Here is a 13,694-nt window from a genome sequence, read left to right on the forward strand (position 1 = left end):
CCGGCCTACGGCGCTGCTGTCGGCGGGGCGGGTTGCGGGGAGCCCTGGAGGGAGAGCGCGGTGAGCAACACCAGCGAATCGGTCCAGCCCAGCGGCGCGACCGAGGACGGCAGGCCGGCGCCGTTGACGGTTTCGGGGAGCTCGCCCAGTCCGTTCCGCTTGGACAGCACCCAGTCCAGAGCCCCGGCCGCCTTCGTCTGCTCGCCCGTACCGGACCAGGCGAGGGCGAAGAACGTGGTGCTGGCCGTCCAGGCGTACGATCCCCAGCTGAAATCGGGGTCGTTGCCGGGGGAGACCCCGCCGTTGGGCAGCAGCAGCGCCCGGTGGGTGGAGTCCAGTGCCTCGCCGAGACCGGGCGGAGAGGTGTTGAACGGGGGCGCCATGAAGGCCACCGCGCTGTCCCTGCCGTGCTTGCCGTCGACGGTCCGCTGGTAGCCGAGCGGGGCGAAGGCGGTGGCGATGCCGGCGGACAGCCGCCGGGCCGCAGCGCCCCAGCGCTCCGCGTCCTCGCTCATGCCCAGCCGGGTGGCCAGGTCGGCCGAGGCGTTGAGCCCGGCCAGCAGGGGAGCGGCGGTACCGATGTTGGTGGTCGCCGTGTCCAGCTCCCAGTAGTCCGGGGAGGCCGGGGGCAGCCCGTTCGCCCCCAGGGACCGCGCGGCGTGGTCGGCTGCCCCGCGCACCATCGGGTAGAGCGCGCGCAGCCGTTCGTCCCGCCCGCCCGGGGGCGCGGCCCGGTACCACTGCCAGGTGGCCCAGGGCACCCAGCCGTTGCCGTCGAGCTGCCACTTGCGGGCGTCCGGAGGGCCGCTGCCGTCCAGCCTGGTGCGGGCCTCCCAGGTCCCGTCGGCCCGCTGGGTGAGGGCGTCGTAGCGCAGGATCCGGTACGCCTCCTCGTCGTGCCCGGTGGCAGCGAAGGCAGCCGCCGCGAAAGCGCCGTCCCGGGGCCAGGAGTACTCCCAGGCCGGTGACCATCCCGCGGCGAACGCCCCGTTGGGCTTCAGCAGCGCCCGCATCGACAGCAGGGCCCGCTGCGCGGCGGCCCGCTGCGCGGTGGTGGCTCCGGGCACCTGGCCGGCGGCCAGCCAGGCCCGGCTCTCGGCGGCCTGCGCGAGGGCGTCCGGGTCGTTCGCCTCGACCACGGTGGAGGCGGACCCGCCGACCGGCAGGTAGCGCCACCGGCCGGACGGCAGGCGCAGCACGTTGCTGCCGTCGATGTAGGAGGCGCCGACGGCGAAGGAGGGCAGGACGGCCTCGGTGGCCACCAGGTTGGTCAGCAGCCCCGCGGTGCGGGCCGCGAGGGCCGAGGCCGGCACGTAGCAGGGCTCGCTCTCCCCGCAGCGCTCGCCGCCGGTGGGATTGACGTGGAAAGCCAGGCGGGAGGTGTCGCCGTGCCAGCCGCCCCAGTACGCGGCGTCGTAGTTCCAACTGGTCTGCGAGCCGGGCACCGACTGCCGGGTGCCGTGCCAGGCGATCGGTTTGTCCTGCGTGGTGGTCGCCTGGACGAACAGGTAGTACGTGGCGCCCGCGGTGACGGGGGCGTCGACCGGGAATTCGGCCCAGCCCGCTCCGGCGCCTCCCAGGGCCGCGAGGTTCAGGGTCTTCGAGGCGAGCGCCGAGCCCGCGTCGCCGCGGACGCGGCGGACCTGGACGGTGACGGTCCCGGTCGAAGCTCCGCTGCTCAGGTAGACGCTGACCCGGGAGAGCCGTGTGCCGTCCGCCGTGAAGGCCTGGGCCGCGGCGTTGTTGGTGGACTTCACGCTGAAGAGGGCGGTCTCGTGCCGGGTCTGCCCGTCGTAGGCGACGGCGGCCGAGGTGTCCGCGGCGGCGCCGGTGTCCGCGGTGTCCGCAAGGGCGCCCGTCAGCGCCAGGGAGAGCAGGGCGGGCAGCAAAGCCCTCGCAAATGCCATCGGCTGCACGGCCTTCCGCTAGTGGACGGGCGCGCGGGGGCGGAGGGTGCCGGGGCGCCTGGAGCTGGACCCACCATGCACGCATCCGGTCCGGGGGAAGGGGGAGTCGGTACGTGTTCCTCCGGATTGGCGCGCAGCGACATCCGATCGTGTGACAGCGGATGCGGACACGCGTGCGGCTCGCCGCGGACGATGCGGGTCGTGGCTCAGCGGCGGTGGATCCGGTCGACGCCGTACCACTTCGACACGCAGGCGGCGACCCAGTCCCGCTCGTAGTTCCCCGTGAAGAAGGGCTCGGCGAGACTGCCGATGTACAGGGGCCGGTAGCCCACGTCCGTGGTGCCCCGGGCGGCCTCGGTCCGGATACGGGAGTTCTGGGCGTCCCAGGCCACGGAACGGGTGACGGTGGCGGTCGTGAGCTCCTGGACGTTCGGGACGAGCGCGCCCACCGAGGCCAGCGCCAGGCAGCCCGCCGCCAGGGCGCCGGTCACGAGGACCGCGTCGGCGGTGCGGCGGCCCGAGAGCCACCGGCGGCCCGAGAGCCACCCGCCGCCCCACGCCCCGAGCAGTGCGCCGTAGCCGCAGAGCGCCAGTTCCATCGGTACGAGATAGTTCGTCCAGGTACGGGCGTACGTCCACCCGGTCGGACCGTAGCCGCTGCGCAGGCCCACCACCACCGCGAACGACCCCAGCACGACCACGGGCACCGGGAGCAGCAGCAAGGCGATCAGCACCTTGCGCGGGATGGTCCGGCGCGGGTCCCGCTTCCCGGGACCGCGCCCGGCAGGCCCACGGAGCCTGCCGGCCAGGCCCAGGAGGACGCCGACGGCGGCGGCTCCGAGGTAGGCCCACTGTCCGGTGACGGAGTCCCACATGCGCAGCCAGTCCTCGAAGATGCCCCGGAGTTCGCCCGCGGAGAGCACGGACTCCTTCTCCGGCTGCTGGGCCCGGCGCCACCGGGCGCCCGGGGAGGTGTACAGCACGACCAGACCGCAGACGAGGCCGGAGCACCAGGCCAGGCACCAGGTGAAGGGGTGCCAGTTCCGCGCCAGGCCGAGGCGGGGCAGGCAGAGCAGCCCGACCGCGGCGGCGAGCAGCCCGCCGACGAGCGCGAACGGCTCGCTCAGGGTGCCGAGCGCGAAGCCGATGAGGAACGCCGAGGCGAAGCCGGCCACGCGGACGGCGGTACGGGGATGGCCGACGGTCCGTACGGCCAGCAGGAGCGCCCACAGGCCGATGACGCTCGGAACCGTGTGGGAGATGGTCGCGGGGGCCCACAGCAGTACCTGATAGCTGCGGGTGCCCCCGAAGTAGAGCAGCGCCTGGACGACCAGGGCGCAGGCGGTCAGGACCAGGAGGCGGGGCCTGCCGCCGAGGAACCGGATGAAGTCACGCCCCAGCAGGACCAGTCCGGCGGTGAAGGAGACGGCGATGACCGTCGGCAGGACCTTCGTCCCGGTCAGGCCGTCGCCGTAGACGACACCGCTCAGGAAGGCGTTGGCGATCCTGCCGTTCTGGGTCGTGTAGAAATCGGACGTGATGCCGAATACTCCCAGGTCCCGGGCTTTCCACGCGGCGCACCAGTCGTCGGACGCGGGCCGCAGGTAGAGACCCAGGAAGCACCCGACGGCGATCAGCGCTCCGGCCGCCGCGACGAGCATCGCCCCGGCCGCCGGGAGGAGTCCGCGCAGCAGGGGGCGGCGGCCGGTTCCCCGGCCCACCGCGGAGGGAGGGGTCCGGACGTCCTCGCCCTCGACCGAAGCAGTGCTCATTCACCACCCCTTCGCAGCGGGGCCCGGCCGCAGAGAGGGCCGATGCGCCCGCCGACTGCGGTGACCGCACGGCCCGAGAACACCCATGATGTGCACGGTTCACCGCCACCGGCATCCCGGGTGCGCCAGGACGGCACCCGCCCGCCAGGTCCTCGGCGCCCCTCGCTCACCCGGGTGGCGGGTGTTCCGTGGCAGCCTCCGCAGGGCTCTTCCAGGATGGGGACTCCGGGCCCCCGCGTACGCGGGCCCGGCGGAGGGAGTGACGATGCCCGGTGTCCCGCTCGGCCGTTGGGCGGTCGTCACGGTGGCCCTGGCGGGCATCGCCGTTCCCGTGTGCGTCGCCGGCCGTCCTGCCGGGCGGCACACCGGCGCGGCGCGGCCCGTGCTCGTGGGGCCCGTGGGCCACCAGAGCCGTGGCGAGGCGGAGGGCAGTTACGCGCCCCGGTCGATGCTCGCCGCCCCCACCGTCGGTCTCCTGTCCAACGCGACCGCCGTCGAAGGCGTTCCGCCGTTCGTCGCCGCGGGCGCGCGGTACATCGAGGGCAGCAACGTCCTGCGGTTGGCGTCCGGCCGGTGGAAGTACCTTCCCGCCGCCGGCACGGCATCGGTCGTGGTCGCCCCCGGCCATCCGGCGGCGTGGCAGCAGATCGTGCAGAGCCGCGCCTGGCTGGCCTCCGGCCGGGTCCCGGGCCGGTCGCCGGCGCAGCGCGCGGCCGCCGGGCGCGCCCTCCTGGCCGTACGCGCCCTGCTCCGGCCCAACGGCGCCCTGGCGGCGGGGTGGAGTCCGGGCTGGAAGTACTCCTGGCCGCGCGACTCCGGCTTCGCCTCCGCCGCGTTCGCGCACACCGGCCATGACGCCGAGGCGTACCGCATCCTGTGCTACAGCGCCGCGACCCAGCGCGAGGACGGCACCTGGGAGGCGCGTACGAAGCTCGACGGATCCGGGCCTCCCGACGGCAGGCGGTGGCAGCTCGACGCCAACGGCTGGGTCCCCTGGGCCACCTGGCAGTGGTACCGGACGGCCCCTCGGACCACCCGCCATGCCCGGCTGATCACCCTCTACCCGATGATCCGAAAGGCCGCCGACCACGCGGCGGGCTCCCTGCGGGCGGACGGGCTGCCCCCGGCCTCCCCCGACTACTGGGAGCTGATGACGACCACCGCGAACATCGGTACGGCCGCGCCGCTGCTCGCCGGGCTCAACGCCTCCGCCGACCTCGCCCGGGAGGCGAACCGTCCGGACGACGCGGCCCGCTGGACCCGGGCCGCGCGGCGGCTCTCCTCCGCGATCACCGCGCGCTTCCTGCCCCTGGGATACCAGCGCACCGTCGACGGACGGCACGGGCTCGACAGTGCGGTGGCGTTCATGGCGCCCCCCTTCAACGCGGCCCCCGCCGGTCTGCCCCGGGCGCTGGACGCCACGTACCGGGCGCTGCTCCTGCCCAACGGGGGGCTGACCCCCGGAAACGACCCCACGGCTCCTTGGGGCGGGAACGCCTGGACACCCAGCACGGCGTTGTTCGCACTCGCGTGGGCCACAACGGGGAGGCCGCAGAAGGCCGGTCAGGTCATGGACTGGATCCTCTCCAAGAGGAACTCGCTCGGCGAGCTGCCGGAGAAGGTGGACAAGGAGGGCGGACCCTCCTCGGTGGCCCCCCTCGCGTGGACGGGTTCGATCGCCGTCCTGTCCCTCGTGGCGCTCGACGGTACGACGCTCCCCACCCCGCCCCTGCGGAATTAGGGGGTCAGACCGGCTCGGTCCCGTCTCCCGGCGGGGGAGCGGTGCGCACCCTCTCCAGCGCGGCCAGGAGGTGACGGTAGGCGAGCCGTTCGGCCGCCACCGCCCGCCGGAGGGGGAGGTGGTGCGGATCACGGCGTGACCGGGCCTGCGCCGCGGCTGCCAGGCGCAGCTCCCTCGCGCGGTCCACCTCGTTCCTGGCTTCGACGTACGCGGCGTCGAGCAGCCGGTGGTCGAGGACCTCGGCGAAGGCACGCTCCGCCAGGACGTCGAGCCGGTCGAGGTCGTCGGCGCAGCTCGCGGGGGCCGTCTCGGTACAGCCCTTTTCCAGGGCCTGGGACAGCGATCCCAGGGTCGCCCCGAGCTCCGGGTACCCCCAGGCCGGCGCGGCGTCGTCCCTGCACCCGGTGGCGAGGACCATCAGCGCGGCGACGGAGGCGACGGCGCGGACCGTTCCCGGCCCCGCGCGCCCGCGTGCGGTGGGGAAAGCGGCCATGGCAGCCCCGATCGCCGGTGGTCAGGTGGTCGGGAGCCGGCCTCTGCCGGACCCCGACGTGGTCCGGCCGCCATCCTCGCCCGCACCGGTCAGCGCTGCCACCCGGAGCCCGCGCCCCCGGCCTGCGCGATCGTCGAGGGCTGGAGTGCCCGGTGCCACGGGGAGGAGGGCGGGCGGCTGCCGGGCGGCTCGGATCCGGCCGGGGGAGGGGGAGCCGTCGTGATGTGCAGACCCGCGTCCAGGCCGAGGGCTGCGGCGACGGCCGTGCCGTCCGGCTCGGCCACGGCCGCCGGTGCACCGGTGTAGAGCATCTGGGACTCGTACCAGGACGGCGCACTGCCCGGGCCCGACACGCCGACCGTTCCCGTGCCCGCGCGGCCCGCGAGCAGGGGGCCGGCGACGCCGACGGCGCCGTAGCCGCCCTCGCCGCCCGCCTCGGTGACCGGGGAGAACGCCGGCGCGGGTCCGCCCGCGGTCGCCAGGCTCGTACCGACGGTGCCCGTGCCGGGGCGGCGGAAGTACAGGCGGACCGAGTCGCCCTGCGGGCTCGCCGAGAGCGGGCCGGTGGTCGCCGGCAGCCCGGTCGGGACGGGGCCGCCGAGCGGGGCGTCCGGGGTCGGCTGGACCCAGGCCAGCACGGTCTGGGCCGTGGCCGCGTACACGTGGCGCCGCCCCGCCCCGTCGGTCGTGGCGACCGGGTCACCCAGCAGAGCGGCGCCGCCCAGGGCCCGCCACGCGCCGAAAGTGCCGTCCGGGGTCGCCTGTGCGCGGGCGCGCAGGGTGCGCCGGGAATCGCGTACGTACACGGTGATCCGGCCCCCGCGGTCCACGGCGACGGCCGGGGCACTGATCGCCGAGGTGCCGGATATGTCGTCCGTGTCCGGGGTGCCGAGCGACTGCCACGGGCCGAAGGCACCGTCGGGCGCGTCCTGGACGGCGTACACGAGGTCACGCCCGTACTCCTGGGGTGTGGCGCCCAGGGTGGTGCGGGTGCCGAAGACCGCGATCCTGCCGTCGGGGAGCCGGGCCGCCGTCGCGCCCGCGTCGATCCCGGCGCCGGAGAGGAACCCGGGACCCTGCCAGGGGGCCTTGGGGCCACTGCGCGACCAGTACGCCATCCGGCCGTCCAGCACGGCGAAGGCCCACAGGCGGCCGGAGACGCCCTCGGTCATCCAGGACGTGCCGTCGCCCCGGCTGTAGCGGATGGTCTGGCTCCATCCGGCGCCGGCGGGCCGGGTCGCCGTCTTGCGGTCGCCGCAGCCGGCGGGGCTGCCGCACCAGTCCTGGTGGTCCGTCCAGGCGTAGGTCTTGAGGTAGCCGAGCTTCTCCTCGGCCGCCTGCGGGTCGAGGGTCGGGGGCAGGGAGGTGTTGGGGTAGCTCACATAGTTCTGGACCGAGAAGTGCGGCCGGTCCGTGGACCTCGCATAGCGTTCGGCCGCGGCCTGCACGAAGCGGGCGCCGTACATGTGGTCCTGGTGGTCGAGGAAGGCGCCGCCGCCCTGCACCCGGCCGGGCGTCGGGTCCTGGGTCCGTATCGTCGTCGGCCGGTACATCGCGAAAACGCCCGCGATGGCCTCCACGGCCTGCTCCTTGGTGTACGAGAACGCGGGCTTGACCGGCGTCCCGGAGGTCAGCTGGGCGTCCAGGGCGGGAACCCTGCCGTCCCACAGGCCGCGCAGGCTGTCCGGATTGTCGCCGGAGATGCTGCGGGCCTCACGCAGCTGCATCCACACCAGGTTGACCTCGGGCCTGGCGACGAGGACGTCCATCTCCGCGCTGCCCCCGCCGACGGTGGGTACGGACTTGCGCTGCCAGGCGCTGGTGCGTTTGCCGGTGGCCATCTGCGCGTAGGCGGCCCGGATGCCGTTCTGCCGGGCCTCCGCGTAGGCGGCGCGGTCGGCGGGGCGCGCGGGGTCCTCCAGGTGCGGGCTGTGGGCCTCGTTCCTGCCGTCGGACTCGCCGGAGGTCAGGTAGACGGTGGCGACCTTGACGCCCGTCGATATGGAGCGGCTCAGGTCGGGGTTCATGAAGAAGAGGTCGTCGTCGGGATGCGCGACGACCTGGAGGACCGTGCCCTCGGTCACACTCGGCCGGAAGGCCGCCTCGGCGGCCGTCGGCTCCTGCGCGTTCCCGTATCCGTAGGCCCAGGTCGTCACCCCGGCGGCGCCGACGGTGAACGCGGCGAGCAGGGCCGCGAGGCGGGTGCGGCTGGCCAGGGACATCGAGAACGCCTTGAGGATCGGTCCGGTGCGGAATTCCGCCGAGGGGGTGAGTCGGTGCCCCGATGGCTCCATCACTTCCGGAGACGACCGGGGCCGATTATGCATCGGACCTCTGCGACTGACACACCATCAAGAGGCATATGTAGGCATATCTAGTTCAATGCGAGATATGGGAGATGTGTCCCATATGTCACTACTTGGGCAGTGATCGCGGCGGGCGGGCGGTAGCCCCGTGCGTCTGCTGTGAATTTCATGAGTTGAAGTCAGATGGCCAAGGGTTTTTGGTCTCTATGCGGTGGAAAATGCCGTATTTCTGTGTGGGATTGGGGGAGGTGACGTTGCTATTTCGTTAATAGTTCACTTCTTGACCGCAGTGGTTATGCCGAGTTGACTGCCCCTACCTCGGCCGTCCGAACACGGCCTCGTCAGGGAGGTTCAAAACGTGAAGGCACATCTGGTTCGTGCTTCCGTCGCAGTCGTCGCTTCCGCGGCCACTCTCTCGCTCGCCGCGTGCGGTGGTGCGGAGCAGGGTGGCGACGGACCGGAGGGTTCTGTCAAAGGCGGCGCGATCAAAGTCGGGCTCCTGCTGCCGGAGAACCAGGCCGCGCGTTACGAAAAATTCGACAAGCCTCTGATCGAGAAGGAGATCGCCGGCCTCACGCGAGGAAAGGCCAAGGTGGTCTACGCCAATGCCAAGCAGGACGCGACCACGCAGAACGCACAGGTCGACGCGATGATCGCCAATAAGGTGAACGTCCTGATCATCGACGCGGTGGACTCCAAGGCCATCGCCGGCTCGGTCAAAAAGGCCAAGGACGCCGGCATTCCGGTCGTCGCATACGACCGCCTGGCCGAGGGCCCGATCGACGCCTACACCTCCTTCGACAACGAAGACGTCGGCAAGGTCCAGGGCAAGGCGCTCCTGGAGGCCTTGGGCGACAAGGCCAAGGACGGCCGGATCGTCATGATGAACGGCTCCGTCACCGACCCGAACGCCAAGCTCTTCAAACAGGGCGCGCACTCCTTCCTCGACGGGAAGGTGAACATAGGCAAGGAGTACGACACCGTCGACTGGAAGCCCGAGAACGCCAGCACCAACATGGCGGGCGCGATCTCGGCGCTCGGCAAGGACAAGATCATCGGCGTCTACTCGGCCAACGACGGCATGGCCGGCGGCATCATCGCCGCCCTCAAGGCGGCCGGCCTGTCCACCCTGCCCCCGGTCACCGGGCAGGACGCCGAACTCGCCGGTGTGCAACGGATCGTGGCGGGCGAGCAGTTCATGAGCGTCTACAAGCCGTACGCTCCCGTGGCCGAGGCCGCCGCCACGATGGCCGTCGCGCTGGCCAAGGGCGAGAGGATCGACGACATCATCAATCAGGTGGTCGACAGCCCGACCACCAAGCGGGTCCCGGCGGTGCTCCTGCCGAGCATCTCCCTCACCAAGGACAACGTGAAGACGACCGTGGTCAAGGACGACGTCTACACCGTGGCCGAGATCTGCACCGACAAGTACAAGGCCGCCTGCGAAGCCATCGGCCTGAACTAGTGCTGTGACCGGATAGGTTCACCGGTCCCGTCGCCCCCAGTGCGGTATACGTCCCATGGGGCCCACCCGGTCCCCGCGAAGGGAGTGGTTGCCGTGGAGCGCGCGACGTGCTGCGTGGTGGGAGGCGGGCCGGCCGGAATGGTGCTGGCGCTGCTGCTGGCCCGGGCCGGTGTGGAGGTGACGGTGCTGGAGAAGCACGGCGACTTCCTGCGCGACTTCCGCGGTGACACCGTGCACCCCTCGACCCTGTCGCTGCTGGACGACATCGGCCTCGCCGAACGGTTCGCCCGGCTGCCGCAGCGCCGGGTGACCTCGGTGCAGCTGCCCATCGGGCCGGACCGGTCCCTGGTCACGGTCGGGAACATCGGCGCGCTGCACGGGAAGTACAACTACATCGCGATGGTGCCCCAGTGGGACCTGCTCGACCTCCTCGCCGACGAGGCGGCCCGCGAACCCTCCTTCCGCCTGCGCATGGACACCGAGGCGACCTCCTTCCTCGTCGAGCGCGGACGGGTCACGGGCGTGCGCTACCGCACCGCGGACGGCTCCGCCGGCGAGCTCAGGGCCGCCCTGACCGTGGCCTGCGACGGCCGTGGCTCACTGGCCAGGGCCCTGCCCGAACTCGGCCTGGAAGACTTCCCGTGCCCCATGGACGCCTGGTGGTTCCGCCTGCCGCGCCGTGAGGACGACCCCAGCGGACTCGTGGGCGCCCTGGGCGACAGGTTCTTCACCGCGCTCATCGACCGCGGCGACTACTGGCAGTGCGCCGCCCTCATCCCCAAGGGAACCGACGCCGAGCGCCGCGCCGAGGGCCTGGAGCGCTTCATGACCCGCTTCACGGCCGCGGCCCCGTGGCTGGCCGACCGGAGCGACGCCGTCACCTCCTGGGGCGAGGTGAAACTGCTCGACGTACGGCTCGAGCGCCTGCGCCGCTGGCACCGCCCCGGGCTGCTGTGCATCGGCGACGCAGCCCACGCGATGTCACCCGTCTTCGGCATCGGCATCAACCTCGCCGTACAGGACGCGGTGGCCGCGGCCCGCCACCTCGTACGGCCGCTGCGCGAGGGCACCGTAGGACTCCGCGACGTGCGCCGCGTCCAACACCGCCGCTGGCCCACCACCGTGGCCACCCAAGGCCTCCAGCGCGTCGCCCACACCCAGGTCATCGCACCGCTGCTGGCCGGCCGCACGGCGTTCGGCGATCCTCGACGGGCCAAGCGGATGACGGAGCTCGTCACCGAATCCCGGTGGCTGAACCGGATCCCGGCCTACTTCCTCGCGTACGGAGCCCTGCGCGAGCGCCCCCCGAGGGAATCGCTCCGCTGACGGTACGGCTCGGTGATCACGGTCCGTTCGGCCGAGCCCGCCGCGCGCGGTCGCGCCCGCCCCTGAAGGATGCTGCTGACCGTGACCGCAGGCCAGCAACCCAGGCGGGAGCCGCCCGTGTACGCCACAGCCGAGACCCCCGAGCGCCCGCCCGAGGACGGCCCGCCCGAGGACCGCCCACCCCGGGACCGGCCACCGCGGGCGCGGGGCCGGGCCGGGCGCCGGTGGGCCGTCCTGGGTCTTTGCCTGGTGCTGGGCGCCGCCGGTGCGAACGCGGCGGCCGCGGCCGGCCGGCCCGACGCGGCGCCCGGGCGCTGCGACCGGGCGCTGCGACCGGGCGCCGACCGGTGTCGCGGCGGAGGACCACTGGCTGGACTTCACCGTGCCGGCCGGGCTGATGCCGGACGCGCGGTTCGACGGCCGCCCCGCCCGCCTCCAGGTCCACCGGGTCCGGCCCGTGTACGCCCGCGGCAAGTGCGCGGGCGGACCCACCAGGGCCGCCGTGCTGGTCCACGGCCGCCGGGTCTCCGGACCGGCACAGTTCGACGTACGGCACCCCGCCCCGGGCGGCGGCGACCTGAGCCTGCAGACGTCCCTGGCCCGGGCGGGGATCGACACCCTCGCCCCGAGCCTGCTCGGCTACGGGCTCTCGACGCGCTTCCAGGACGGACTGGACGACCCCGGCAACGCGAGCCTGCGCCCGTACGAGGCGGACGGCAGCTGCACCCACCCCGAGGGCTGCGACCGTACCCACAACCCGGTCTTCCCCCTCGACCAGCAGGGATCCCTGCTCCTGACCAATCCGCTCGGCGGCGAACGGATCGCGCACTCCAGCAGCGCCCGGTTCGCCCGTACCGACGTCTGGGTACGCGACATCCGCCAGGTCGTCGACGACGCCGTTGCCCGGGCCAAGCCCACGGGCGGCAAGGTGACCCTGATCGGCTACTCGCTCGGCGGGGTGCACGTCGCACGCGCCCTGTACGCGGGCAACACGATGGTGCCCGGGGCCGCCGACACCCTCCGCAAGGTGAACCGCGTGGTGTTCATGTCCTCGCTCTTCGGCTTCCCGACCGAAGAGGTCACCCCGCCGGCCGGGTTCGCCACCTTCCCCCTCACCCTGAACACCCGCCCCTCCCCGACTCGATTGCCGCAGCCCCGGGACCAGGCGTGCACGGGGCGCGTCGTCCCGGGCGCCGCGGACACGCTCTGGGACCGGATCCTCGCGCAGGACCCGATCGGCCGGGACTGGGGAGGGACCGAGCCCGGCAACCCGACGGGCCTCAACCGCACCCCCACCTTCTCCACGTACGGCTGGAACGCCGACGTCGCGGGCCGGCTGACCCCGCCCACACTGGTCATCCACGGCCTGGACGACATCGACCCGGCCGCGCCGCCCACCAACGCGACCGCCATCTACGACGCCCTGCCCGCGACGATGACGAACAAGGCGCTGGTCCACGTGGCGTGCGCGACCCACGAGCTGCTGCTGGAGGGCTGCACCGGTGCGCGCTGCCTGCCGCAGGCCGCAACCGTCTACGGCGGTCGCCCCGGGGTGCCCTGGGCCGGCCCGCAGGCCACGGTCAAGGCCGCCCTGGCCGAGTGGATCAAGAGCGGCACCTTCAACGGCGCCGCGACCGGCCGCTTCCTCGTCGACGAGAGCGGCGTGGCCGAACCCGTCGGCTAGCGCGGTGCGGGGAAAGGCTTGGGCGCGGCGGCGGTCGGGCTGCTAGCTTCTCGTCGAGACCGTGACGTCACTTGAGGAGGTGGGACCCATGAACGCTGTACGCATCGGGTGCTCCCCCTCTCCACGGTCAGGCGATTGACGTAGATGTCGCCGGGAGCGCCTCCAGAAGGCAATCCCGAGAGGCAACAACCATGCGCTTCACCACGGAGACGTCGTCGAACGGCGTCATCGAACGTGCTTTCACGCTGGGTGACATCACCGGCGTACTCTGGTCGCCCGCGTCCGGCTCCGACCGCGCACCCCTGGTGCTGATGGCTCACGGCGGCGGCCAGCACAAGAAGGCGCCGGGGATCCTGGGCCGTGCGCACCGCTTCGTGACCGACTGCGGTTTCCACGTCGCCGCCATCGACGCTCCCGGACACGGCGACCGGCCCCGCACGCCGGCGGACGACCGGCACATCGCCGCCCTACGGCAGGCCCAGGCGGCGGGCGAGCCGCTCGGCCCGGTCGTCGTCGCGCTCCACATCGACCTGGCGGCGCGTGCCGTGCCGGAATGGCGGGCGACCCTGGACGCCCTCCAGGAACTGCCGGAGATCGGCGCCGATGGGCCGGTCGGCTTCTGGGGGATCATGCAGGGCACCGGGATCGGGGTGCCGTTGGCGGCGGCCGAACCCAGGATCACCGCGGCGGTCTTCGGTTGTCTCGGGCACGAATCCCTGACCGAGGCGGCGGCGCGCATCACCGTCCCGGTCGAATTCCTGCTCCAGTGGGACGACGAGCACATCGACCGCCCGTCCGGTCTCGCGTTGTTCGATGCCTTCGCTTCGAAGGAGAAGACGTTGCACGCCAACGCCGGGGGACACGGGGAGATGCCCAGGTTCGAGGTCGACAGCGCGACCCGCTTCTTCGCCCGCCATCTCGGCCGGGCCGGCACGTCACCGGCCTGACGCGACGGGGTATCGGCGTCCGGCGCACCAGCCGGTCGCCGATACCCCTGCGC

At 73.0% G+C, this 13,694-nt stretch carries 9 protein-coding genes; 5 read left to right on the forward strand and 4 right to left on the reverse strand.

The window, feature by feature from the left end:
• Window positions 1-5: 5 nt before the first annotated feature.
• The gene (locus ACFWB8_RS13660; protein WP_385225517.1) at window positions 6-1,907 is read right to left on the reverse strand and encodes a hypothetical protein; all 1,902 of its coding nucleotides are present in this window, start codon (window positions 1,905-1,907) and stop codon (window positions 6-8) included.
• A 206-nt stretch (window positions 1,908-2,113) separates the two neighbouring features.
• Window positions 2,114-3,679: a DUF6056 family protein gene (locus tag ACFWB8_RS13665; protein WP_385225519.1), complete on the reverse strand. Its 1,566-nt coding sequence runs from the start codon at window positions 3,677-3,679 to the stop codon at window positions 2,114-2,116.
• 265 nt (window positions 3,680-3,944) lie between these two features.
• Here ACFWB8_RS13665 and ACFWB8_RS13670 point away from each other — a divergent pair, with 265 nt between their 5' ends.
• A complete protein-coding gene (locus ACFWB8_RS13670; protein ID WP_385225521.1) occupies window positions 3,945-5,420 on the forward strand; it encodes a hypothetical protein in 1,476 nt (491 codons plus the stop codon).
• Window positions 5,421-5,424: 4 nt separating this feature from the next.
• Here ACFWB8_RS13670 and ACFWB8_RS13675 read toward each other — a convergent pair whose 3' ends face one another.
• Window positions 5,425-5,913, reverse strand: a complete 489-nt coding sequence (locus tag ACFWB8_RS13675; RefSeq protein WP_385225523.1) for a hypothetical protein — start codon at window positions 5,911-5,913, stop codon at window positions 5,425-5,427.
• 89 nt (window positions 5,914-6,002) lie between these two features.
• Entirely contained in the window at window positions 6,003-8,135 is a 2,133-nt protein-coding gene (locus ACFWB8_RS13680; protein ID WP_385225525.1) for a PIG-L family deacetylase, read from the reverse strand.
• 454 nt (window positions 8,136-8,589) lie between these two features.
• On the opposite strand from ACFWB8_RS13680, the gene ACFWB8_RS13685 reads away from it, so the two are divergent.
• From ACFWB8_RS13685 to ACFWB8_RS13700, 4 genes are all read left to right on the forward strand, one after another.
• A complete protein-coding gene (locus ACFWB8_RS13685) occupies window positions 8,590-9,684 on the forward strand; it encodes a substrate-binding domain-containing protein (protein WP_385225629.1) in 1,095 nt (364 codons plus the stop codon).
• A 93-nt stretch (window positions 9,685-9,777) separates the two neighbouring features.
• A complete protein-coding gene (locus tag ACFWB8_RS13690) occupies window positions 9,778-11,010 on the forward strand; it encodes an FAD-dependent oxidoreductase (protein WP_385225527.1) in 1,233 nt (410 codons plus the stop codon).
• Between the two features lie 265 nt (window positions 11,011-11,275).
• Window positions 11,276-12,694, forward strand: a complete 1,419-nt coding sequence (locus ACFWB8_RS13695; protein ID WP_385225529.1) for an alpha/beta fold hydrolase — start codon at window positions 11,276-11,278, stop codon at window positions 12,692-12,694.
• Between the two features lie 191 nt (window positions 12,695-12,885).
• Window positions 12,886-13,641 (forward strand): dienelactone hydrolase family protein, encoded by a 756-nt coding sequence (locus tag ACFWB8_RS13700; RefSeq protein ID WP_385225531.1) that lies wholly within the window; start codon window positions 12,886-12,888, stop codon window positions 13,639-13,641.
• Window positions 13,642-13,694: the final 53 nt, after the last annotated feature.

The sequence above is a fragment of the Streptomyces sp. NPDC060031 genome, assembly GCF_042736805.1.
GTDB lineage: Bacteria > Actinomycetota > Actinomycetes > Streptomycetales > Streptomycetaceae > Streptomyces.